Annotated in this window: 19 protein-coding genes; 14 read left to right on the top strand and 5 right to left on the bottom strand. The window is 62.1% G+C overall.

All coding sequences use genetic code 11. From position 1 onward, the window contains the following. Positions 1–50: 50 nt before the first annotated feature. Positions 51–2,159, bottom strand: a complete 2,109-nt coding sequence (locus AC3RCM_RS05880) for a molybdopterin-dependent oxidoreductase (protein WP_104886606.1) — start codon at positions 2,157–2,159, stop codon at positions 51–53. A 374-nt stretch (positions 2,160–2,533) separates the two neighbouring features. On the opposite strand from AC3RCM_RS05880, the gene argF reads away from it, so the two are divergent. Together argF and AC3RCM_RS05870 are read left to right on the top strand one after the other, a co-directional pair. Continuing rightward, positions 2,534–3,454: an ornithine carbamoyltransferase gene (argF, locus tag AC3RCM_RS05875; protein WP_014589911.1), complete on the top strand. Its 921-nt coding sequence runs from the start codon at positions 2,534–2,536 to the stop codon at positions 3,452–3,454. Continuing rightward, entirely contained in the window at positions 3,451–4,560 is a 1,110-nt protein-coding gene (locus tag AC3RCM_RS05870; protein ID WP_020190705.1) for an ABC transporter ATP-binding protein, read from the top strand. The genes argF and AC3RCM_RS05870 overlap by 4 nt, the downstream gene beginning before the upstream one ends. A gap of 37 nt (positions 4,561–4,597) precedes the next feature. Here the strand turns inward: AC3RCM_RS05870 and ybaK are convergent, their stop codons facing one another. Beyond that, a complete protein-coding gene (ybaK, locus tag AC3RCM_RS05865) occupies positions 4,598–5,068 on the bottom strand; it encodes a Cys-tRNA(Pro) deacylase (RefSeq protein WP_492629424.1) in 471 nt (156 codons plus the stop codon). A 302-nt stretch (positions 5,069–5,370) separates the two neighbouring features. Between ybaK and AC3RCM_RS05860 the strand changes: the two genes are divergently transcribed. From AC3RCM_RS05860 to glpD, 4 genes are all read left to right on the top strand, one after another. Further along, entirely contained in the window at positions 5,371–6,222 is an 852-nt protein-coding gene (locus AC3RCM_RS05860; protein ID WP_003254959.1) for an MIP/aquaporin family protein, read from the top strand. Positions 6,223–6,273: 51 nt separating this feature from the next. Then, positions 6,274–7,773 (top strand): glycerol kinase GlpK, encoded by a 1,500-nt coding sequence (glpK, locus tag AC3RCM_RS05855; protein WP_409262185.1) that lies wholly within the window; start codon positions 6,274–6,276, stop codon positions 7,771–7,773. A 101-nt stretch (positions 7,774–7,874) separates the two neighbouring features. Next, entirely contained in the window at positions 7,875–8,630 is a 756-nt protein-coding gene (gene glpR, locus AC3RCM_RS05850; RefSeq protein ID WP_010952246.1) for a DNA-binding transcriptional repressor GlpR, read from the top strand. A 222-nt stretch (positions 8,631–8,852) separates the two neighbouring features. Next, on the top strand, positions 8,853–10,391 hold the full coding sequence (glpD, locus tag AC3RCM_RS05845) for a glycerol-3-phosphate dehydrogenase (protein WP_064492329.1): 1,539 nt from the start codon (positions 8,853–8,855) through the stop codon (positions 10,389–10,391). Between the two features lie 27 nt (positions 10,392–10,418). On the opposite strand, the gene AC3RCM_RS05840 is transcribed toward glpD, so the two are convergent. Then, positions 10,419–14,741, bottom strand: a complete 4,323-nt coding sequence (locus AC3RCM_RS05840) for an NEL-type E3 ubiquitin ligase domain-containing protein (RefSeq protein WP_409319974.1) — start codon at positions 14,739–14,741, stop codon at positions 10,419–10,421. 332 nt (positions 14,742–15,073) lie between these two features. Here AC3RCM_RS05840 and AC3RCM_RS05835 point away from each other — a divergent pair, with 332 nt between their 5' ends. The 7 genes from AC3RCM_RS05835 to AC3RCM_RS05805 all read left to right on the top strand — a co-directional run bounded on the left by AC3RCM_RS05835 (position 15,074) and on the right by AC3RCM_RS05805 (position 21,943). After that, on the top strand, positions 15,074–15,991 hold the full coding sequence (locus AC3RCM_RS05835) for a glutamate/aspartate ABC transporter substrate-binding protein (RefSeq protein ID WP_064492331.1): 918 nt from the start codon (positions 15,074–15,076) through the stop codon (positions 15,989–15,991). 145 nt (positions 15,992–16,136) lie between these two features. Then, positions 16,137–16,883: an amino acid ABC transporter permease gene (locus tag AC3RCM_RS05830; protein WP_010952242.1), complete on the top strand. Its 747-nt coding sequence runs from the start codon at positions 16,137–16,139 to the stop codon at positions 16,881–16,883. After that, on the top strand, positions 16,884–17,555 hold the full coding sequence (locus AC3RCM_RS05825) for an amino acid ABC transporter permease (RefSeq protein WP_003254970.1): 672 nt from the start codon (positions 16,884–16,886) through the stop codon (positions 17,553–17,555). After that, complete coding sequence (locus tag AC3RCM_RS05820; protein ID WP_020190711.1) at positions 17,552–18,286, top strand: amino acid ABC transporter ATP-binding protein; 735 nt, start codon at positions 17,552–17,554, stop codon at positions 18,284–18,286. The genes AC3RCM_RS05825 and AC3RCM_RS05820 overlap by 4 nt, the downstream gene beginning before the upstream one ends. A gap of 68 nt (positions 18,287–18,354) precedes the next feature. Further along, a complete protein-coding gene (gene aauS, locus AC3RCM_RS05815) occupies positions 18,355–20,259 on the top strand; it encodes a two-component sensor histidine kinase AauS (protein WP_019438135.1) in 1,905 nt (634 codons plus the stop codon). A gap of 47 nt (positions 20,260–20,306) precedes the next feature. Beyond that, positions 20,307–21,584 carry a two-component response regulator AauR gene (aauR, locus tag AC3RCM_RS05810; RefSeq protein WP_231114292.1) on the top strand — a complete coding sequence of 426 codons (1,278 nt, stop codon included), beginning with the start codon at positions 20,307–20,309 and terminating at the stop codon, positions 21,582–21,584. 23 nt (positions 21,585–21,607) lie between these two features. Beyond that, the gene (locus tag AC3RCM_RS05805; protein WP_064492333.1) at positions 21,608–21,943 is read left to right on the top strand and encodes a GlpM family protein; all 336 of its coding nucleotides are present in this window, start codon (positions 21,608–21,610) and stop codon (positions 21,941–21,943) included. 17 nt (positions 21,944–21,960) lie between these two features. Here AC3RCM_RS05805 and AC3RCM_RS05800 read toward each other — a convergent pair whose 3' ends face one another. Further along, the gene (locus AC3RCM_RS05800; RefSeq protein WP_064492334.1) at positions 21,961–22,956 is read right to left on the bottom strand and encodes an alpha/beta fold hydrolase; all 996 of its coding nucleotides are present in this window, start codon (positions 22,954–22,956) and stop codon (positions 21,961–21,963) included. Positions 22,957–23,151: 195 nt separating this feature from the next. On the opposite strand from AC3RCM_RS05800, the gene metR reads away from it, so the two are divergent. Further along, positions 23,152–24,069, top strand: coding sequence for a transcriptional regulator MetR (metR, locus tag AC3RCM_RS05795; protein ID WP_003254981.1), 918 nt, complete (start codon positions 23,152–23,154; stop codon positions 24,067–24,069). On the opposite strand, the gene AC3RCM_RS05790 is transcribed toward metR, so the two are convergent. Next, a complete protein-coding gene (locus tag AC3RCM_RS05790) occupies positions 24,053–24,466 on the bottom strand; it encodes an NUDIX hydrolase (protein ID WP_064492335.1) in 414 nt (137 codons plus the stop codon). The genes metR and AC3RCM_RS05790 overlap by 17 nt on opposite strands. Positions 24,467–24,531: the final 65 nt, after the last annotated feature.

Here is a 24,531-nt window from a genome sequence, read left to right as displayed (position 1 = left end):
GTGTCGCATTGTATCGGAAAGCCGAGCGCTGTGCTCGGCCTTGCCGTTCCTCAAGCGGCCTCGACCTGCACGGGTACGCCATTGAGCGCAGCGTTTCCGGAAACCTGGTCCCTAAAGCGCTCATCGGTCAGGTCATTGGCACTCACGCCGGGTTGCGCCTGGGCGATCTGCAGGTGCACGCCCTGACGCCCATGACCATAACCATGGGGCAAGCTGACCACACCGGGCATCATGTCCTCGCAGGCCTGCACCTCGACCTCCAGGGAGCCGGTACGCGAACGGATGCGCACACGCTGGCCATCCTGCAGTTGCCGCTGCTGCAAATCTTGCGGGTGCATCAACAACTGATGCCGTGGCTTGCCTTTCACCAGACGATGGAAGTTGTGCATCCACGAGTTGTTGCTGCGCACATGGCGCCGCCCGATCAGCAGCAGCTCGCCCGGCACCGGCGGCGTCATTTGCGCCAGGCGGTGCAGGTCGTCCAGCAAAACCTGGGGGGCGGCTTCGACAGCCTTGCTGGCAGTCGCCAGGCGCCCAGCGAGGTTGCTGCGTAACGGCCCCAGGTCAAGCCCGTGCGGGTGATCGTCCAGTGTTGCCAGGGAGAGCCGCCAAGGCGTTGCTTCACCGTAGGGCCCTTTGCGCAGGGCTTGATCAATCATCTGCGCAGGCGACCAGGTCGGCTTCAACGCCAACTCGGCACGCTTGGCAAACGCTTGGGCCAGGCCGACGAAGATCTCCCAGTCATGCAGTGCTCCCTCCGGCTTGGGCAGGATCGCCCGGTTGAAGCGCGTGACATTGCGCACTGCCAGCAGGTTGAAGGTGCTGTCGTAATGGTCGTTTTCCAGCGCGGAGGTAGAGGGCAGGATCAGGTCGGCATGGCGGGTGGTTTCGTTGATGTAGAGGTCGATACTGAGCATGAACTCCAACCCCTCCAGCGCCGCATCCAGCTGGCGGCCGTTCGGCGTGGACAACACGGGGTTGCCGGCAACTGTCACCAGGGCGCGCACCTGCCCTTCGCCCGGCGTTTGCATTTCCTCGGCCAGGGCAGCCACCGGCAGCTCGCCGCCGTACTCGGGCAAGCCCGACACACGGCTCTGCCAGGCGTTGAAGTGGCCGCCCGAGGTGGTTGCCACCAGGTCGACGGCAGGCTCCGTGCACAACGCGCCGCCTGTACGGTCGAGGTTGCCGGTCACCAGGTTCACAAGTTGCACCAGCCAGTGGCAAAGGGTACCGAATGCTTGGGTCGAGACACCCATGCGGCCGTAGCACACGGCCTGCCCGGCAGCGGCGAAGTCGCGTGCCAGCTGGCGAATATCCGCTGCAGCAATACCACATTGGGCGCTCATGGCCTCGGCACTGAACGGCGCAATGGCCTCGCGCACCTGCTCCAAGCCGCTGACCGGCAAGTGCGAGCCCCGTGCCAGGCCTTCTTCGAACAATGTGTTGAGCAAGCCGCACAACAGGGCTGCATCACCGCCAGGGCGTATGAACAAATGGCGGTCAGCCATTGCCGCCGTTTCGCTACGCCGCGGGTCAACCACCACCAGGCGCCCACCACGCGCCCGCAGGGCCTTAAGGCGCTTCTCCACGTCCGGGACGGTCATGATGCTGCCATTGGAGGCCAGCGGGTTGCCGCCAAGAATCAGCATGAACCCCGTGTGATCGATGTCCGGAATCGGCAGCAGCAGCCCATGCCCATACATCAAGTGGCTGACCAGGTGTTGGGGCAACTGGTCTACGGACGTGGCAGAGAAACGGTTACGGGTCTTGAGCAGGCCCAGGAAATAGTTGCTGTGGGTCATCAAGCCGTAATTGTGCACACTCGGGTTGCCTTGGTAGACCGCCACGGCATTGCGCCCATGGGCTTGCTGGACCGCCCACAGCTTTTCGGCAGCCAGTGCGAAAGCCTCATCCCAGCCAATGGCCTGCCAATGCTCGCCGACTCGCTTGTGGGGCTGGCGCAGGCGGTCCGGGTCGTTCTGGATGTCCTGCAACGCCACGGCCTTGGGGCAGACATGGCCACGGCTGAACGGGTCCAGGGGGTCGCCCTTGATCGAGCTGATCAGCGCCCGCCCGTCCTCCTCATGGCTGACTTCGATGTTGAGCCCGCAGATCGCTTCGCACAGGTGACAGGCACGGTGATGCAGGGTCTTGGTCATGGCCGCCTCTGCCTTGTTGTTGTCGAACAGTGACTATGCGCCCGCCCCCGCCCCGCGGCCAGTGCGCTTCGCCGCGTGAATCCACCGACATCATGCGCACGATTTACGACAGCCATTTGCCAAATTGCCAGCAAGCCGTGTACAACCGTCTGTAGCAAATAAAGAACAGCACGGCCAACGGGTAAAGACACCCTTTGCAACACCCTTTGCAATCACGCCGCTTTTCCCCCCCTTGGCTTCAGGCGACATTTACTTATAGTATTGCGCCTTTCCCTATTTCGTCCGCCCCGTGCGGCTTACGCCGCAGGTCACCCCCGTTGTCAAAAAAAACCATACGGTCGACCTGCATACCGTTGCAGATAAGGTAGTCACTCATGAGCGCTAGGCACTTTCTCTCCCTGCTGGACTTCACCACCGACGAATTGCTCGGGGTGATCCGCCGCGGCATCGAGCTGAAGGACCTGCGTAAGCGAGGCGTGCTGTTCGAACCGCTGAAGAACCGTGTGCTGGGCATGATCTTCGAAAAGTCCTCGACCCGTACCCGTGTGTCGTTCGAGGCCGGCATGATCCAGCTCGGCGGCCAGGCCATCTTCCTCTCGCCCCGCGACACCCAGCTGGGCCGCGGCGAGCCGATTGGTGACAGCGCCATCGTGCTGTCGAGCATGGTTGATGCGGTGATGATCCGTACCCACGCCCACAGCACCCTGACCGAGTTCGCCGCCAAGTCGCGTGTGCCCGTGATCAACGGCCTGTCCGACGAATCGCACCCGTGCCAACTGCTGGCCGACATGCAGACGTTCGTTGAACACCGCGGCTCGATTCAGGGCAAGACCGTGACCTGGATCGGCGATGGCTTCAACATGTGCAACTCCTATATCGAAGCCGCCAGGCAGTTCGATTTCCAGCTGCGCATCGCCTGCCCCGAAGGCTATGAGCCGGATCAACGCTTCATGGCACTGGGCGGTGACCGCGTGCAGATCATCCGGGATGCCAGGGAAGCTGTGCGTGATGCACACCTGGTGGTCACCGATGTCTGGACTTCCATGGGTCAGGAGGAGGAAACTGCACGGCGCCTGGCGCATTTTGCGCCTTACCAGGTCACCCGCGAACTGCTCGACCTGGCTGCACCCGATGTCCTCTTCATGCACTGCCTGCCCGCCCACCGTGGCGAGGAAATCAGCCAGGACCTGCTCGACGACCCACGCTCGGTCGCCTGGGACGAGGCTGAAAACCGCCTGCATGCACAGAAGGCGCTTCTCGAATTCCTTGTAGAACCGGCTTACCACCACGCATGAGTCAACCCCTACTGCTCAACCTGCGCAACCTCGCCTGCGGCTATGGCGACCAGCGCATCGTCCAGAACCTCAACCTGCACCTGAACGCAGGCGACATCGGTTGCCTGCTGGGTTCATCCGGTTGTGGCAAGACCACCACCCTGCGCGCCATCGCCGGTTTCGAGCCGGTGCACGAAGGTGAAATCCACCTGGCTGGCGAAGTCATTTCCCGGGCTGGCTTCACCCTGGCACCGGAAAAGCGCCGCATCGGCATGGTATTTCAGGACTACGCGCTATTCCCGCACCTGACCGTGGCGCAGAACATTGCCTTTGGTATCGCCAAACACCCACGCCAGGCCGCCGTCATCGAAGAGATGCTGGAGCTGGTCAAACTCGGCGGGCTGGGCGGGCGTTACCCGCATGAGCTGTCTGGCGGCCAGCAGCAACGTGTCGCCCTGGCCCGGGCGCTGGCGCCCGAGCCGCAACTGCTGCTGCTTGACGAGCCATTCTCCAACCTCGACGTGGAGCTGCGCCGGCGCCTGAGCCATGAGGTTCGCGACATTCTCAAAAGCCGCGGTACCAGCGCCATTCTGGTCACCCATGACCAGGAAGAAGCCTTTGCCGTCAGCGACCAGGTCGGCGTCTTCAAGGAAGGCCGCCTGGAACAGTGGGACACGCCCTATAACCTTTACCACGAACCGCAGACGCCATTCGTGGCGAGTTTCATCGGCCAGGGGTACTTCATCCGTGGGCAAATGAGCAGCCACGAGGCGGTCAATACCGAAGTGGGTGAGCTGCGCGGTAACCGCGCCTACATCATGGCGCCGGGCAGCTCGGTGGATGTACTGCTGCGCCCGGATGATATCGTGCATGCACCTGGCAGCGCGCTCCTGGCGAACATCGTGGGCAAGAGTTTCCTTGGGGCATCCACGCTCTACCGCCTGCAGTTGCCCACCGGTAGCCAGCTCGAAGCGATCTTCCCTAGCCATGATGACCACGAGGTCGGTGAGAATGTGGAGATTGCAGTGAAGGCCGATCACCTTGTGCTATTCCCGGTACCGGGTAGCGTTGCGGCACAGTTGCCACGCCAGGAGAACGGCGTGCGTCGATACAGTTCGGCGACTTGACTCAAGCGCCAGGGGGCCGCTTGGCGGCCCCCTGTTCTCAGCCTCGACCAATCCCGGCAAATGTGCCCTTCGTATACTCCGCCAGCACCGCCGCGGCCAACTCCACTTCCAGGCCACGCCTGCCGGCGCTGACATGGATAGTTGCAAAATTCTGCGCCGAATCATCAATGAAGGTCCGCAGGCGCTTCTTCTGCCCGAGCGGGCTGATGCCGCCCACCAGGTAACCGGTCGCCCGCTGCGCCGCCGCCGGGTCGGCCATCTCGCACTTCTTCACCCCGGCAGCATGGGCCAGGGCCTTGAGGTCCAGGGTACCCACCACAGGCACAACCGCTACCAGCAATTCCCCTTTCTCGCTGCTTGCCAGCAACGTCTTGAACACCTGTTGCGGGTCGAGCCCGAGCTTTTCTACCGCCTCCAGGCCGTACGACGCCGACTTCGGGTCATGTTCATAACTGTGCACACGATGCTCGGCACGGTGCTTCTTCAACAGGTCTAGGGCGGGGGTCATGCAAGGGCTCCAGTCAGGGACGACTCGGCGGCTACTTTAGGACAATTCCCACATCCCAGCCACCGCACCGCAATCGCGCGCGTCTAGTACAGGGATCAGCAGCTGATTCTAGCGACCTTATCGTGACTGACCGTTCACTTTCGACCTTTGACATCAGCGTTTCTTGTCTATATTTTTTCGTTTCTGAATAAACGATGCCCTTTTAAGGTGCATTTCCTACATCACCCGGGGTCAATGGGGATAGACACCGGGTTTTGCTGTCGAGCGCCACGCGCCTCACAACAAAAAAAACGAGGTCATACATGACGACTGCTCTGCGCCAACCCACACTGTCCAGCCAATGCCTGGCCGAGTTTCTCGGCACCGCCCTGCTCATCTTCTTCGGCACCGGCTGCGTCGCCGCGCTCAAGGTTGCCGGCGCCAGCTTCGGGCTTTGGGAAATCAGTATCATCTGGGGCGTGGGCGTCAGCATGGCCATCTACCTCACCGCCGGTATTTCCGGTGCGCACCTGAACCCAGCCGTGAGTATCGCCCTCACACTGTTCGCAGGGTTCGACAAGCGCAAGCTGCCCTTCTACATGCTGGCCCAGGTATGCGGCGCATTCTGTGGCGCGGCCCTGGTCTACACGCTGTACAGCAACCTGTTCTTCGATTTCGAACAAGCCCACGCCATGCTGCGCGGTAGCGAAGGCAGCCTGGAGCTGGCCTCGGTGTTCTCCACCTATCCACACCCGTCGCTGTCCACCAGCCAGGCGTTTCTGGTCGAAGTGGTGATTACTGCCATTCTGATGGCCGTGATCATGGCCCTGACCGACGACAACAACGGCCTGCCGCGCGGCGCCATGGCCCCGCTGCTGATCGGCCTGCTGATTGCAGTGATTGGCAGCGCCATGGGCCCATTGACGGGTTTTGCGATGAACCCGGCCCGCGATTTCGGGCCAAAACTCATGACCTTCCTGGCCGGTTGGGGCGAAATCGCCTTCACTGGCGGGCGGGATATTCCCTATTTCCTGGTTCCGGTATTTGCACCGATCCTTGGCGCCTGCTTGGGTGCAGCGAGCTATCGCGGCCTGATTGCACGCAACCTGCCAATGGCGCCCGCCGCGACCCCTGAGACAAATGACATTCGCCAGGGCGATACTCAAGCCAATTGATGCCACCATCACGCACAGCCCTGACCCCCTATTCTTGCAAGGCCTACGACCATGACAGACACCCAGGATAAGAACTACATCATCGCCCTGGACCAGGGTACCACCAGTTCGCGGGCGATCATTTTCGACCGTGACGCCAATGTTGTGGGTACCTCCCAGCGCGAGTTCGCACAGCATTACCCGCAGGCGGGCTGGGTCGAGCATGACCCGATGGAGATTTTCGCCACACAAAGCGCGACCATGGTCGAGGCCCTGGCCCAGGCAGGTATCAGCCACGCCCAGGTCGCCGCGCTGGGCATTACCAACCAGCGCGAAACCACGGTGGTATGGGACAAGGAAACCGGGCGTCCGGTGTACAACGCCATTGTCTGGCAGTGCCGCCGCAGCACCGAGATCTGTGCTCAGCTCAAGCGTGACGGCCATGAAGGCTACATTCGTGAAACCACCGGCCTGGTCACCGACCCGTATTTCTCCGGCACCAAGCTGAAATGGATCCTCGACAATGTCGACGGCGCCCGTGAACGCGCCGAGCGTGGCGAACTGCTGTTCGGCACCATCGACACCTGGCTGATCTGGAAGTTTACGGGTGGCAAGGTTCACGTCACCGACTACACCAACGCCTCGCGCACGCTGATGTTCAACATCCACAGCCTGCAGTGGGACGACAAGCTGCTGGAAATCCTGGGCATCCCGCGGCAGATGCTGCCTGAGGTGCGCCCATCCTCGGAAGTTTACGGCCACACCAAGAGCGGCATAGCCATCGCCGGTATCGCCGGCGACCAGCAATCGGCACTGTTCGGCCAGATGTGCGTGGAGCCGGGCCAAGCCAAGAATACCTACGGCACTGGCTGCTTCCTGTTGATGAACACGGGCGACCAGGCGGTGAAGTCGTCCCACGGCCTGCTCACGACCATTGCCTGCGGCCCGCGTGGTGAGGTGGCCTATGCACTGGAAGGCGCGGTATTCAATGGTGGCTCTACCGTGCAATGGCTGCGTGACGAACTGAAGATCGTCAACGACGCCCTGGATACCGAGTATTTCGCCAGCAAGGTCAAGGACAGCAATGGCGTGTACCTGGTGCCCGCCTTTACCGGCCTGGGTGCCCCGTACTGGGACCCGTATGCCCGTGGTGCGTTGTTCGGCCTGACACGTGGCGTGAAGGTGGACCACATCATCCGCGCCGCACTGGAGTCCATCGCCTTCCAGACCCGCGATGTCCTCGACGCCATGCAGCAGGACTGTGGCCAGCGCTTGTCCGAGCTGCGCGTGGACGGTGGTGCCGTGGCCAACAACTTCCTCATGCAGTTCCAGGCCGACATCCTCGGCACCTGCGTGGAGCGGCCGCAGATGCGCGAAACCACGGCGCTGGGCGCCGCCTATCTGGCAGGCCTGGCCTGTGGCTTCTGGAGTGGCCTGGACGAGCTGCGCGACAAGGCGATCATCGAGCGTGAGTTCAGCCCGCAACTGGACGAAACGCAGAAAGAAAAGCTGTATGCCGGCTGGAAGAAGGCGGTCGAGCGTACCCGTGACTGGGAAGATCACGAGGCATGATCGCTGTTGGGGCCGCCATGCGGCCCCAATCGTCTACTGGCCGTCATCCCCTTCCTACGGCATCATTGCAGAATTTGTCCGGCAGCCCCAAAGGACCGCCCATGAATCTGCCCCCCCGCCAACAACAAATCCTCGAACTGGTACGCGAACGCGGCTATGTCAGTATCGAGGAAATGGCGCAGCTGTTCGTTGTCACTCCCCAGACCATTCGACGCGACATCAACCAGCTTGCCGAGCTCAACCTGCTGCGCCGTTACCACGGCGGCGCAGCTTACGACTCGAGCATCGAGAACACCGCCTACGCCATGCGTGCCGACCAGATGCGTGACGAAAAGCAGCGCATTGCCGACGCCGTAGCCCGGCAGATTCCCGACCATGCGTCGCTGTTCATCAACATCGGCACCACCACCGAATCGATCGCACGGGCGCTGCTCAACCACAGCCACCTGAAAGTCATCACCAATAACTTGCATGTGGCGGCGATCCTGGCCGCCAAGGACGATTTCGAAGTGCTGGTGGCGGGTGGCACGGTGCGCCGAGATGGTGGTGTTGTCGGCCAGGCCAGTGTCGATTTCATCAACCAGTTCAAGGTCGACTTCGCCCTGGTGGGCATCAGCGGTATCGACGAGGACGGCAGCCTGCTCGATTTCGACTATCAGGAAGTGCGGGTATCGCAAGCCATCATTGCCAATGCCCGGCAAGTGATCCTCGCCGCCGATTCCAGCAAGTTCGGGCGCAATGCCATGGTGCGCCTGGGCTCGATCGACTTGGTCGACTGCCTGGTGACCGACCGGACACCGACCCCGGCCCTTACCCAATTGTTGAACCAGAACAAGATCAGGCTTGAGGTGGTGTGAGGGCTGGTGGGTGCATGCCGCCAGACTTTTGGTGTCTGCGTGAGCAAGCGCCCCCTCACCCAAGCCGTACCCCCTGAATTTTCGTAAATGTTCACTTCATTGTCATTTGATCAGTTTTTTCTATAGAGACTGACTGGCGACCGGCGTTCTGTTGCGCTAATATTTTCGCAAACGAACATCAATGTTCACATTCGATGTGAATAGCCTCAGGAGGCCTTGCCCGTGTCCCAGCCAGTTTCGTCCCAGCCCCCAACAGCCAACTGCTATGACCTTGCCGTAATCGGCGGTGGCATCAATGGCGTGGGCATCGCTGCCGACGCCGCTGGTCGCGGCTTGAAGGTCTTCCTTTGCGAAAAAGACGACCTGGCCCAACACACGTCGTCAGCCAGCAGCAAACTGATTCACGGTGGCCTGCGCTACCTGGAGCACTACGAATTTCGCCTCGTGCGCGAGGCCCTGGCTGAACGCGAAGTGCTGCTGGCCAAGGCGCCGCACATCGTCAAACCTATGCGCTTCGTGCTTCCGCACCGCCCGCACCTGCGCCCTGCATGGATGATCCGCGCCGGCCTGTTCCTCTACGACCACCTGGGCAAGCGCAAGCGCCTGGGCGCCTCGCGCAGCCTGCGCTTTGGCCCGGGCTACCCGCTGAAGCCGGCAATCACCCGCGGCTTCGAATACGCCGACTGCGCTGTCGATGACGCCCGCCTGGTAGTACTCAACGCCATGGCGGCCCGTGAGCTTGGCGCCCATATCCGCACCCGCACCCGCTGCTTGCGCGCCGAACGTGTAGAGGGCTTGTGGCAGGTAGAGCTACAGCACGCCGATGGCAGCCTCCAGACGATCCATGCCCGCGCGCTGGTCAACGCCGCCGGCCCGTGGGTGGCCAGCTTCATCAAGGACGACCTCAAGCTCGATGCACCTTACGGCATCCGCCTGATCCAGGGCAGCCACATTATCGTGCCGCGCCTGTATGAAGGCGAACATGCCTACATTCTGCAGAATGAAGACCAGCGCATCGTCTTCTGCATCCCGTACCTGGACCGCTTTACCCTGATCGGCACCACTGACCGGGAATACAGCGGCGACCCGGCCGCGGTCGCCATTACCGAGCAGGAAACACATTACCTGTTGAAGGTCGTCAACGAGCACTTCAACCACCAACTGAGCCAAGCCGACATCCTGCATACCTACTCCGGCGTTCGGCCGCTGTGCAACGACGAGTCGGACAACCCTTCGGCGGTGACCCGGGACTACACACTCGCCCTTTCGGCAGAGGTTGGCCAGGCACCGCTGCTGTCGGTGTTCGGCGGCAAGCTCACCACTTACCGCAAGCTGGCCGAATCGGCCATGGCTGAACTCAAGCCCTTCTTCACCCAGATGCGCGCCCCCTGGACCGCCAGTGCGCCACTACCGGGCGCAGAGGGCATGACAACGGTACAGGCGCTGATCGATGCCGTACTTGCGCGTTGCGGCTGGTTGCCTGTCGACCTGGCCAAACGCTGGGCGCTCACCTATGGCAGCCGTGTGTGGCGACTGCTCGATGGCGTTCACGGCCCCGAAGACCTCGGGCAGGCTATCGGGGCCGGGCTGTTCACCCGTGAGGTGGACTACCTGCTGGAGGAGGAATGGGCTGAGCAAACCGCTGACATTATCTGGCGCCGCACCAAGCTGGGCCTGTCGCTGACCGCACAGGAGCAGATGGCCCTGGAGGCGTATCTGCAGCAAGCCCGCAAGGTGCGCGCGAATAGCCGCGCAGCCTGATACCGACGGTGAAGCCCTCTTGATCCGTCAAGGGGGCGTACTCGCCCAGCGCTCATAGGCTTCACGCGCCAAACGCGCGAGCAATGCCCGCTCGCTGCGATCGAAATCAGCCTTCAGTGCTTCACAGCGTTGCAGAAACTCGTTTTCGCTGATCACTTGCTCATCTACCTGAGCCTGCAGGGCCTCCATACGCTGGTGCAGTGGCTGTACCAGGTCTTCAAATCGCTGCGCATGAAACTCGCGCGCGTATTGCTCCCAGAAAGGCCGCTGTGCCAACGAGGCAATCAGGGCATCTGTCGACTCATTTTGCAAAACCGCGTCCTGGACCCGCAGCAGGTCGCTGGTGGTCACGTTTGCAAAACTTGGGTAGTGCATTTCGTCGAGCTCGATCGGCAAGCCCAATGGACGCGCAAGCCGCTGTCGGTAAAACAGCCTTGTCTCGATTTCATCGATATGTGGGGCGTGCTCGGCATGCATGCGTTGCACGTGCAACGTCGCGTGGCGGTCGACCTCGTCCAGGCGAAACAAACCACGCGCCAGGCTTAGCAAACGAGCTTCCATCCGGCTGCCATGAGCATCTTCGACGGCGCGCAGCACCAGAACCCCAAGCTCCATCTGCTCCAGCAACAGCAGCAGCCGGTCTTCACAACTGCGGGGACCAGATGCCTCGAGAAACAACTGATGACGCAACTGCTCGTGCTGCTCACACGTTTCCAGAATTCGCCAGATTCGGCTGCGGTAATGCCCAGGGTGCTGCTCAAAGTCCTCGCCGTGAACGAAGTCTGCCAGAAAGCGGAACATTCCATCTGAGTGCGGTTCCTCAAGCAGCGCTGTCCATATGGCCTGCTGGCGATCACGTTCAGCGTCGGCTGTGCTGTTGGCCCAGGTATTGAACAGGTCACTGTCAATGGCGCGATGGCGTGCGGACGCTGACCCCCACTGCCCTGGGGTTACACCTCGTGCCTCATCAAGCAGTAATGCGTCAGCTTCGCCAAGTGGATTATCGTGCAAGGACAACTGGTGCACCTGCAGGCGCAGCTGCTGCAACTCTCGGCGCAGCGTGCGAATGTTGTTGTTTCGCAAGTCTATGTGGGCACGAAATGAAATCCGCTCAGGCAACGCCTCAAGGCCAGCAGAGCGCAAGTTGACTTCACGCAAATTGCCCAGGCGCGTCAGTACCGGCGCCCTTCCCAACGGGTTGTGGCTGAGGTCCAGGTACCGCAGCGCACTCATCCCGGCAAGACGCAATTCACCGGCCTCATCCATTATCACGCTGTTGCGGCGCAGGTTTAGCTGCCGCAGGCGGGGCATATGTTCAATGCCGTGAGGGATCGCAGTCAGGCGATTGCCGGACAGGTCGAGCTCAATCAGGTTGGGAAAGCGTCGAAGAAAGTCCCCATTGATTTCACCAAGGCCCAGGTCACTGAGGATCAGCCGTCGCACATGATCAAAGCTCACCCCCTCCGGTAATTCGGGCAGACTCCCGATACGCTCTCCGCTGATGATCAGCGCGTAGTCCCCGGCCTCGTCGGTTATCTTGCGCCGCCAGCTTCGCCGTACGGCAGTAGCGACCCGACGGCGGCGTAGGGCGTCCAGTGGGTTACTGGCATCCCTGCGCCACTGGCGCAGGCTCTGACGCAAGCGCGCCAACTGCCCCGTCAGCTGGCTGTAGTGCTCCCACAACCCTACTCGCCGCTCCATGAGGTCAAGCAGATAGGCTTGTAGCTCCCCGTCTGTCATCGTCGGAAACACTTGGTGAATACCACGTCCTATGGCACGCCGACTGCTCTCGCCTCGCCCACTCAAGGCATACCCGATACGCCCATCCCCGAAACGGGTCGGGGGTCGCAGGCCAACGCCCAGACGCGGCATGCCACAGAGCTCAGCCGCTTGGGTGCGATCACCGGCAGCGGCCTCGATCAGCAACGAGCCCAGGGCGCCAGGACTGACAGCGGCATCGCCGAGATCGGCTGTCTGCGTCTCGTCCAGCGCCGCCAACAGTGCCGCCAGGTAGGGGCCGGATGTGCCTTGACCGGCGTAGCGGTAGCCGTCGCCGCGGCGCACGATACACCGTACATCCTGCGCAGACTCGGCGCCGATACCGGCCAGATACCGGCCACTCGGGCTACCTTCGCGCAGTTCGATGCGCAGGGTGTCCGGCCATTTCAGCTGACGCTCGAGCAAGCCCAAAGCCAGGCGTTCGGTGTCCGGATTGACGCAACGCGGCAGGCGCAAACCGGCACAGGCCCTGTCCAGACGGCTTTCGCGCAGCGACCATCGTGCACGCTCGGCCACTGCCAAAGGGATCCGCTGCGCGTTGCTGAGCGTATCGAGCTGCGCACCGCTGCATTGCTGAAGCAGCTCACGGGTACAGCGAGCCGACAGGCCGGGGAAAGTGCGCCGCAATATCCGCTCGATGCCATTGGGCTGCACTTGCCGATCAGCAACGTACTGCGCCAGTCGCGGCGCGCTGAAGTCCGGGTGTAATTCATGTGCCTGATAAAGCTCCAGGGCATCGAGCAACCGTGCAGGTGCGCCCATGTGCTCGACGTGCAAACGGCGAATCTGCGCTTCACTCAGCCCTGTCACCTGGAGCAGGTAGTCACATGTCGGTTCCGGTAGCTCTGCCAGGGGCGTACTCAAACGGCGTACCAGATTGGCCCGCCCTTCCCAGTACTGTGGAGCTTCGAGTTCATGGCGCCAGCCACCGGCGCCATTCTGCTCGATCACAGGGCGATAGGCACTGGGACGACCAGGGTGCAGGATCCTGGCGCGACCATCCTGCGGATCCTCCATCACCCGATAACGGCCCTCATCGAGGTGCCATAACCATTCCTGTGCGCCAGCACCACGCAATGGTTGGGCATCGTAACCGGGTAGATCCGTGGCCATGAGCTTGACCTTGCCGGCGGAGGTGCACACCGGTGCCAAGTCATCCACGAAGGCCAGACGCTCAAGAGCACGCACGGCCACTTGGCTGCCGGCTGCGATCATCCCGCCGACCACAACGTTTTCAGCAACGTTGAACAGGTGGTTCAACGCCCCTTCGCGGTCCCCCATGCGCCAATCTTCATACCCTTCATAAACTTCGTCAGCAATCTGAACCGCGTTTGCCACCAGCAGCACTTCGCCAAGCACAGGCACGAACGCCCCCGCCACGTTCAGCACATTCAAACCCAGCTCTTTGTAGCCCTGCATGCGCGCTTCACGGTCTTCGTCATCTTCGACATCGGTGGGCACGGCGAGCACCCTGGCGTCATCCCTGATCTTGGCGAGGCATTGCCGACGCAGGTGTACGAACGGTGCGTCAGTGATCGGTGCAGAACGGGCGTCGAGTTCCACCCCCGCTGTCGATGCCTGTGCGACCCGCTCGTTCAATACGCGATAGAAATTGATGCGCTCACGCTCGGTAATGAAGCGTGCGAAAAAGCGCCGATAGGCCGGCGCACGGAAGCGCTTTCCAAGGTAGTTGTCGAGTGCATCCCAGCTGGCATGACGGGAGACGGGCTGATGAGGGTCATCGGGTATCCAGAGCACCACCGACTCCACTGCGCCATCAGCGGAGGAACGCACTTCCAGCGTCAGCACGCCCTGAACCGGGCGGCCCAGCAGGTACAACTGCCGGGGCACCACAGTGCCCACCAGCGCAGGTACCACCGGCTTTTCGGCAATAAGTGGCAACAGAAAAAAATACGTGCGCTCGTCAATGTCCTGTTTCAACGCAGCGACCCGCATCGCCACCTCGAAATGGGCCTTGAAACTCGCTTCGAACAGCCCGTGCAAGCGGGAAACGGCCTGGCCCGGCTCATCCTCCGGGCCATCTTCAGGCTGTAGATGGTGGGTGAGCAACGCCTGGTACTTGCCCCCTGCGTCGACCTCGCGACATGCGGAGGCAAACGCGTGGAAGCTCATCGGCAGGCGGTTACCGTTGCCATCGACCAGTTCACCTTTGAGAGTGAGCCCGGGGCGTGTCTCCCTGCGATGATAGTTATGCAGCGCCGCCTCCAGCAATGACCGCCTGGAGCGACGAACATAGGTGGGCCGCAGCAGCACAGGCGAAGCGCTGGGCAGCAACAGCCGCTGCGAGACCCGTACCCTCCAGCCCGTCACGTCCGGGTTGCTGAAGCCGCTCTTGCGCAGTTTCGTTTTGAGCAACGCTGCTGCGTAGGCCTGCAAAGAAGGGATGGCCTGGAGGATCGGGCCAAGCCGCGCATTGCAGTGCGCCTGGCGACTCAGGGCATTACGTAACGCATCGAGCCTTTCCGGTTGGGCGTGGTCGACTAGCCATCCAGGCAAATTCTGGGCGATCAGGCTATCGATGGAATCGTTCGGGAGCCGGTGCAGTGACATCTGTGGAACTCTCCAGGCAAAGAGCAAAGCTCACTACGTCTGCGCCCTTGCCGCGCACTGCATAGTTACCGCAAGCGATACCGGGATAGGTGGCTGCCCATGCGTTCGGATAACCGAACGAGCAATCGCTGTTTATTCGGCCTGGCGAACCCCGAAGAGAGATCGAGACTGTCAAGCACGAGCAATACCAGTGGTTTAAGGTCGACAGCAGGGCTTGGCACGAGTCATGCTCTACACTTGGTAGCCGAATGCACCCGCTTCTTGCTGTATTCGTTGAACGAAGAGTCCGCCAACGGCTCCATAAAAAAAACAAACACGTCGAGGAAAATTTGATGCGTATCGTTCGTCAATTGCTGGGCGCAGCCATCGCGGCTGCAGTCATCGCTTCGCCGGCCATGGCCGAGGAGCTCACCGGCACCCTGAAGAAGATCAAGGAATCGGGCACCATCACGCTGGGGCACCGCGACTCCTCCATTCCATTTTCCTACCTGGCCGGCAAACCCGAGCCCGTCGGTTACTCGCATGACATCCAGCTGGCCGTCGTCGACGCGCTGAAAAAGCAACTGGGCACGGACATCAAGGTCCGCTACAACCTGGTCACCTCGCAAACCCGTATTCCGCTGGTGCAGAACGGCACCGTCGACCTGGAGTGCGGCTCCACCACCAACAACGTCGAGCGCCAGCAACAAGTCGGCTTCTCGGTCGGCATCTTCGAAGTCGGTACCCGCCTGTTGACCAAGGTCAAGGATGGTCAGCCGGCATACAAAGACTTCCCGGACCTGGCCGGCAAGAACGTGGTGACCACCGCCGGTACCACCTCCGAGCGCATCCTCAAGGCGATGAACGCCGACAAGCAGATGAAGATGAACGTGATTTCCGCCAAGGACCACGGTGAAGCCTTCAACATGCTCGAAAGCGGCCGCGCCGTGGCCTTCATGATGGACGACGCCCTGCTCGCCGGTGAAATGGCCAAGGCGCGCAAGCCAGCGGACTGGGTCATCACCGGTACCCCTCAGTCGTACGAAATCTACGGCTGCATGGTGCGCAAGGATGACGCTGCGTTCAAGAAAGCGGTCGACGACGCCATCGTTGCCTACTTCAAGTCGGGCGAAGTCAACAAGAGCTATGACAAGTGGTTCATGCAGCCGATCCCGCCTAAAGGTCTGAACCTCAACTTCCAGATGAGCGACGAGCTGAAAAAACTGATCGCCGAGCCGACCGACAAGGCTGCGGACGAGAAGAAGTCCTGATCCTCAGTAAATAGTGGCCTGGTGCTCACGAGCACGAATCAATTCTGCAGGCCACTCATTAGTGTCTAACCTTTCATCCGTGGGCGCCTTGCGCCCCCGGATGCTCGAAGGTGCCCGTGAAACAACCGTCTGAGGGGAAATCCCGATGAATTACAACTGGGACTGGGGCGTGTTCTTCAAGTCCACCGGCGTGGGCAGCGAAACCTATCTGGACTGGTACATCACCGGCCTGGGCTGGACCATCGCCATCGCCATCACCGCCTGGATCATCGCGCTGCTGCTGGGGTCGCTCCTCGGTGTCATGCGTACTGTACCGAACCGCCTGGTATCGGGTATCGCCACCGCCTACGTGGAACTGTTCCGCAACGTGCCACTGCTGGTGCAACTGTTCATCTGGTACTTCCTGGTACCGGACCTGCTGCCAGAAGGCTTGCAGGAATGGTTCAAGCAGGACCTCAACCCGACCACTTCGGCGCTGATCAGCGTGGTCATCTGCCTGGGCCTGTTCACCGCCGCGCGCGTCTGTGAGCAAGTGCGTACCGGTATCCAGGCGCTGCCCAAAGGCCAGGAAGCTGCCGCCCGCGCCATGGGCTTCAGCCTCCCGCAGATCTACAACAATGTGCTGCTGCCGCAAGCCTACCGGATCATCATTCCGCCGCTCACCTCCGAGTTCCTCAACGTATTCAAGAACTCCTCGGTGGCGTCGCTGATCGGCCTGATGGAGCTGCTGGCGCAGACCAAACAGACCGCAGAGTTTTCCGCCAACCTGTTCGAGGCGTTCACTTTGGCCACGCTGATCTACTTCACCCTGAACATGGGCCTGATGCTGCTCATGCGCATGGTCGAGAAGAAAGTCGCCGTGCCTGGCCTGATTTCCGTGGGGGGCAAGTAAATGGAAATGGATTTCAGCGAAATCATCCCCGCCCTGCCTGCCCTCTGGGAGGGCATGGTCATGACCCTCAAACTGATGGTCATGGGAGTCATCGGCGGTATCGTGCTGGGCACCATCCTGGCCCTGATGCGCCTGTCGTCGAGCAAACTGCTGTCGAACGTGGCCGGCGCCTACGTCAACTACTTCCGCTCGATCCCGCTGCTGCTGGTGATCACCTGGTTCTACCTGGCGGTACCGTTCGTGCTGCGCTGGATCACCGGCGAGGATACCCCGGTGGGTGCCTTCACCTCCTGCGTGGTCGCCTTCATGATGTTCGAGGCCGCGTATTTCTGCGAAATCGTCCGCGCCGGTGTGCAGTCGATCTCCAAGGGCCAGATGGGCGCCGCACAAGCGCTGGGCATGAACTACGCGCAGACCATGCGCCTGATCATCCTGCCCCAGGCCTTCCGCAAGATGACCCCGCTGCTGCTGCAGCAGAGCATCATCCTGTTCCAGGACACCTCGCTGGTATACACCGTGGGCCTGGTCGACTTCCTCAACTCGGCACGCTCCAACGGCGACATCATCGGGCGCTCCCATGAGTTCCTGATCTTCGCCGGCGTCGTCTATTTCCTCATCAGCTTCTCCGCTTCGTGGCTGGTCAAGCGCCTGCAAAAAAGGATCACCGTATGATTTCCATCAAGAACGTCAACAAGTGGTACGGCGACTTCCAGGTACTGACCGACTGCAGCACCGAGGTCAAGAAAGGTGAGGTGGTGGTGGTCTGTGGCCCGTCGGGCTCGGGCAAGTCCACCCTGATCAAGTGCGTCAACGCGCTGGAGCCGTTCCAGAAGGGCGACATCGTGGTCGATGGCACTTCGATTGCCGACCCGAAGACCAACCTGCCCAAGCTGCGCTCGCGCGTGGGCATGGTGTTCCAGCACTTCGAGCTGTTCCCGCACCTGACCATCACCGAGAACCTGACCATTGCCCAGCGCAAGGTACTGGGCCGCAGCGAGGCGGAAGCCACCAAGAAGGGCCTGGCCCTGCTCGAGCGTGTAGGCCTCAGTGCCCATGCCAAGAAACACCCCGGCCAGCTCTCCGGTGGCCAACAGCAGCGCGTGGCAATCGCCCGCGCCCTGGCGATGGACCCGATCGTCATGCTGTTCGACGAACCCACCTCCGCACTGGACCCGGAAATGGTCAGCGAGGTACTGGACGTGATGGTGCAACTGGCCCACGAAGGCATGACCATGATGTGCGTAACCCACGAGATGGGCTTTGCCCGCAAAGTCGCCAACCGGGTCATCTTCATGGACAAGGGCAGCATCATCGAAGACTGCACCAAGGAAGAGTTCTTCGGTGACCAGAGCGCCCGCGACCAGCGCACCCAGCACTTCCTCAGCAAGATCCTGCAGCACTGACCCGGCCACAGCTTCCGCTGCCAGGGACCCACCAGGCAGCGGAAGCTGGTCGTAACAAGGCCACTGTGATGAAATGCGATCCCTCGCTACTTCGCCCTGCCAAGCCTGCCGTGAATTCCCGCCTGATCCGTCAATTGCTGTTACCACCACTGATCATCCTGCTGATGGTCGGCCTGGGAATGGCTGGCTACCTGATCAGCGAGAGCAATGGTATCCGCACCCTCAGCGAAAACGGCGAACGCCAGCTGGAGCTGCACGCACGCACGGTCGAAAGCGAAATCAGCAAGTACACCTACTTGCCGAGCCTGCTGGAGCTGGAAGACAGCGTCTCGCACCTGCTCACCGACCCGGACGGCGCCTCACGCCAGACGGTCAACGAATACCTTGAAGGCCTGAACCGTCGCAGTCGCAGTCGGGCCATCTTCGTCCTCGACACCAATGGCCGGGTACAGGCCACCAGCAACTGGCGCGATGCCGACTCGTTCCTGGGTGAAGACCTGTCGTTCCGCGCCTACTTCCAGACTGCCGTGCGCGGCGAGCCAGGGCGGTTCTACGGCATCGGCAGTACCACGGGCGAGGCCGGCTATTACCTGGCCCATGGGCTTGAGGAGCACGGCAAGATCATAGGCGTTGCGGTGATCAAGGTGCGCCTGGACACCCTCGAGGAGCGCTGGCAGCGTGCCCGCCTGGAGGCGTTCGTCAGTGACGAGAATGGCATCATCATTCTCTCCAGCGACCCGGCCCGGCGCCTCAAGTCGGTGCGCCCGCTGACCCCGCAAATCAAGGAGCGCCTGGCGCGAAGTCTGCAGTACTACTGGTGGCCGCTGAACGAATTGCAGCCCCTGGCCCGGGAGACCCTGGCCGATGGTGTGGAAAAACTGACCTTCCCGGCCAACACCGAAACCGCTCATGGCAAACCGCACGAAGTGGCCTACCTGGCGCAAACCAGACGCCTGGTCGACACGCCCTGGCATTTCACCCTGCTGACCCCACTGCAGGACCTGCGTCGCGAATCCATGGTGCAGGGCATTCTGGTGGGCGTTGCCTTTGCCTTGCTGGCGATCCTCGGCATTGCCTGGAACGAGCGGCGCAAAGTGATCGCCACCCGCCTGGCGGCGCGCGAAGCCCTTGAAGAGGCCAACAGCCAGCTGGAGCGGCGGATTGCCGAACGCACCGCCGACCTGCGCGCCAGCAACGAACGCCTCAAGGGCCAGATTCGCGAGCGCCGGCATGCCGAGCAGACCTTGCGCCACGCCCAGGATGAGCTGGTGCAGGCAGGTAAGCTGGCCGCCATCGGGCAGATGTCCACCAGCATTGCCCACGAGCTGAACCAGCCACTGGCTGCGCTGCGCACCCTGTCTGGCAATACAGTGCGCTTCCTCGAGCGCGGGGCGCTGGAAACCGCCAGCACCAACCTGCGCACCATGAATGACCTGATCGACCGCATGGGCCGCATCACCGCCAGCCTGCGCTCGTTCGCCCGGCGCGGCGATGACAGCGGCCAGGCTTCACTGGCCAAGGCAGTAGAGGCCACCCTGCAGGTGCTGGCCAACCGCATCAGTGCCTGTCATTTGCAATTGCACCACCAGTTCGAGGACCAGCAACTGGCCATCGACCAGACCCGCCTGGAGCAGATTCTGGTCAACCTGATCGGGAATGCCCTTGACGCCATGGCCGCGCAACCGCAGCCTGAGCTATGGCTGGAAGGCGAGTTGCAGGGTGACAAGTACCGTTTGCAGGTGCGCGACAACGGCCACGGTATCGACCCCGAAGCGCGCAAGCACCTGTTCGAACCTTTCTTTACCACCAAACCGGGCGAGCATGGCCTGGGCCTGGGCCTGACCCTGTCGGCGAGCCTTGCCGCCGCCGCCAAGGGAAGCCTGAACGTCGAGCATCCCGTCACCGGCGGCACGGCCTTCGTCCTGGCCCTGCCTCTGGTTTCACCCCCTAGCGAATCGGCAGAGCATCCATGAACCAAGCGCCTCTTACCGTCCTGATCGTCGAAGACGACCCGCATGTGCTGCTCGGCTGCCAGCAGGCGCTGGCCCTGGAGGATATCGCCTGCGAGGGCGTAGGCAGCGCCGAACAGGCGTTGGAACGCATCGGCGACGATTTCGCCGGCATTGTCGTCAGCGACATCCGCCTGCCGGGTATTGATGGCCTGGAGCTGCTCAATCGCCTCAAGGCCCGTGACCGCAGCCTGCCGGTGGTGCTGATCACTGGCCATGGCGATATCGACATGGCCGTTGGCGCCATGCGTAACGGCGCCTACGACTTCATGGAAAAACCGTTCTCCCCCGAACGCCTGGTCGACGTGGTACGCCGCGCGCTGGAACAGCGCGGGCTGTCACGCGAAGTGGTGGCCCTGCGCCGCCAACTGGCCGAACAGAGCAGCCTGGAGGGACGCATCATTGGTCGCTCACCGGCCATGGAACACTTGCGCGAACTGATCGCCAACGTCGCCGACACCTCAGCCAACGTGCTGATCGAAGGCGAGACCGGCACCGGCAAAGAGCTGGTCGCACGCTGCCTGCACGACTTCAGCCGCCGCCATAGCCACCCGTTCGTGGCGCTGAACTGTGGAGGCCTGCCGGAAAACCTGTTTGAAAGCGAGATATTCGGCCACGAGGCCAACGCCTTCACCGGTGCCGGCAAACGCCGCATCGGCAAGATCGAACACGCCAATGGCGGCACGCTGTTCCTCGATGAAGTGGAGAGCATGCCGATCAACCTGCAGATCAAGCTGCTGCGCGTGCTGCAGGAGCGCACCCTGGAACGATTGGGCTCGAACCAGAGCATCCCGGTGGATTGCCGGGTGATCGCCGCGACAAAGGCGGACCTTGATGCGTTGGGCCAGAGCGGCCAGTTCCGCAGCGACCTGTATTACCGGCTGAACGTGGTCACCCTGGAGCTGCCGCCGCTGCGTGAGCGCCGTGAAGACATCCTGCAGTTGTTCGAACATTTCCTGCAGCAGTCGGCCCTGCGCTTCGATCGGGAAACACCGACACTGGACAGCCAGACCCTGTCGCGCCTGATGGCCCACGACTGGCCAGGTAACGTGCGCGAGTTGCGCAACGTGGCCGAACGCTATGCCCTCGGCCTGCCAGCGTTCAAGAAAGGCCCCAGCGGTGGTGCCAACCAAGGCCTGCTTTTTGCCGAGGCGGTGGAAGCATTCGAACGCAACCTGCTCACTGATGCCCTGCAACGCACGGGTGGCAACCTGAGCCAGGCCAGCCAGGAGCTGGGCATGGCCAAGACCACGCTGTTCGACAAAGTGAAAAAATACGGCCTCGCCTGACTGAACCCAAACTGGAAAACAACGTGGACCTGGTATTCAAAGCGGCCCTGGGCGCAGGCGTGGTGCTGTTGCTGGCAGTGCTGTCGAAAACGCGCAACTACTACATCGCAGGGCTGGTGCCGCTGTTCCCCACCTTCGCCCTGATTGCCCACTACATCGTCGGCAAGGGGCGCAGCATTGCCGACCTGAAGACCACCATCCTGTTTGGCATGTGGTCGATCATTCCGTATTTCGTGTACCTGGCAACCCTGTATGTACTGGTCGACCGCTTGCGCCTCGAGGCTTCGATGGCGCTGGCCGCGGTGGCCTGGCTGATCGCTGCGACCGTGCTGGTGACTGTGTGGGTGCGGATGCACTGATCGAAATCGGCGCCGATTCAGAGCCCTGCGATGTGCGTGACCTCTTGCCTGTGAGCCTGCAAATAAGGCAACACCGCCCCCAGTAACGGCGCCTTGAACGGCTCCTGGAAACGGTGCGCCAGCCCCGGGATCAAGCGCAACTGGCTGCCCCGGATATGCGCCGCCAGGTGCACGCCATGCATCACCGGCAATAACGGATCAGCCGTGCCGTGTACTACCAGGGTCGGCACTCGCAACTGGTTGAGCAACTCGACGCGGCTCGGCTCGGCCAGTATCGCCATGATCTGGCGCTTGGCCCCGTCAGGGTTGAACGCCCTGTCGTAGGCCTGCGCCGCCTGGTGCAGCAACACCTCGCGGTCGTCCCGTACCTCAGGGCTGCCCAAGGCCGCCAGCAGGTCGGCCTGCTGCTCGATTGCCACTTCACGGTTCGGTGCGCTGCGCCGGGCCAGCAACTGCACCAGCGCCGGGTCCGGCGCCGGCAGCCCCGCCGCCCCTGAACTGGACATGACCAGCGTCAGGCTGCGCACACGCTCGGGCGCCATCGCCGCCAGGTGCTGGGCAATCATGCCGCCCATGCTCACCCCCAATACATGAAACTGGCGCACGCCCAACGCGTCCATCAGGTGCAAGCCGTCATCGGCCATATCAGTCAGCGTGTAGGGCGCCGACACGGGCAGGCCCAGCTTGTAACGCAACAGTTCGAGCGTCAGGTTGGCGTGCGGTGGCACCTGGTTCCAGCGTGACAGGCCGACATCGCGGTTGTCATAACGGATCACCCGAAAACCCTGGCGGCACAATGCTTCGACCACGTCGTCTGGCCAATGAATCAGCTGCCCGCCCAAGCCCATGACCAGCAGCAAGGCCGGGTCGCGTGGCGCACCGACGCTCTGGTACACCAGGCTGACGGCACCGAGTTCGGCACGCTGCACCGGCACATGGGCGTCACAGCGCTGTTCGGCGAAACTCGCCGGTGCGCTGAACAGAAAGAAAAGGAAAAACCAAAAAGCCCGCATGAAAGAAACACCAGAATGCAGATCCCCAGTAGAGCGCGAGTCTGATGAATTCTGTTCGGGCGCGCTGCCACAGTTCGGTGACAGTTTCATGACTCCCGCCAGGCGGTGCGACGATCGCCCAGTCGACAGATGTAGCATCATGAGAGAAACTCAACTCATTACCTGGTTCCTCTATTCCATACCCCGGAGTTATCTGTGCTGGAGATCCGTCACCTGAAAACCCTTCATGCCCTGCGCGAGGCCGACAGCCTGGTGGAGGCCGCCGAACGCCTGCACCTGACCCAGTCGGCGTTGTCGCACCAGTTCAAGGAGCTTGAAGAGCGCCTGGGCCTCCCGATTTTCGTGCGCAAGACCAAGCCGATCCGCTTCACCAGCGCCGGGCTGCGTCTGCTGCAACTGGCTGATGCCACCCTGCCATTGCTGCGCAGTGCCGAACGTGACATCGCACGCCTGGCCGGAGGCACTGCCGGACGCCTGCACATGGCTATCGAATGCCACAGTTGCTTCCAGTGGCTGATGCCGACCATCGACCAGTTCCGTGATGCCTGGCCGGAAGTGGAACTGGACCTGGCCTCGGGCTTTGCCTTCGCCCCGCTGCCGGCCCTGGCCCGCGGCGACCTTGACCTGGTGGTGACCTCCGACCCGGTGGACCTGGCAGGCATCACTTATGTGCCGCTGTTCACCTACGAGGCAATGCTGGCAGTGGCCAACCAGCACCCGCTGGCCAGCAAGCCTTACATCGTGCCGCAAGACTTGCTCGACCAGACGCTTATCACCTACCCGGTGGAGCGCGATCGCCTGGACATCTTCACCCGCTTCCTGGAGCCGGCCGATATCGAGCCAGCCGCCGTGCGTACCTCGGAGCTGACGGTGATGATGATGCAACTGGTGGCCAGCGGCCGTGGTGTATGCGGCATGCCGCATTGGGCGCTGCACGAGTACAGCTCGCGCGGCTATGTGAAGGGCAAACGCCTGGGTGAGAAAGGCCTGTTTGCCACGCTTTATGCCGCCGTACGCACCGACATGCTCGATGCCCCCTACATGCGCGATTTTTTGCTGACAGCCAAGGACACCTCGTTCGCCACCCTCGACGGCGTCAGCGCGGTGCGTTGAGCGCCTGGCGATACAGCGGCAGGATCAAGTCGCGGGTCAGGGGAGCCAGTGGCATGGCGGGTGCCTGATCTGCTGCCAGCCAGACCACCTCCTCGATCTCTGCGGCCGGTACCACGGCAGCGGCGCTGTCGACACGGAACAGCTCGGCTTGCACTTCGAAGCCTGGCTCGTTGGCGGCGGGGGCACTGAACTGGCCCAGGTGCATGGCTTGAGCCGGGTCGATGCGCAGGCCCAGTTCCTCCTGCAACTCGCGCACCAGCGCCTGCACCGGCGTTTCACCGGCATCGATCTTGCCGCCTGGCTGCATGAAAGCCTCGGTGCCACGCTTGCGCACCAGCAGCGTGCGGCCCTGAGGGTCGATCAGCAGGGCGGCGGCGATGCGGATGATGTTGGGCATGGGGTGGGCTCGCTGAATAAAATGACCCGCGAGGATCCCATGGGGTCATTGGCCTGACAAGGCCG

Source organism: Pseudomonas sp. GW823-FHT05G12 (genome assembly GCF_058795575.1).
Note: the sequence above shows the minus strand (reverse complement) of the source record. Positions and strands in the feature narration are given on the sequence as shown.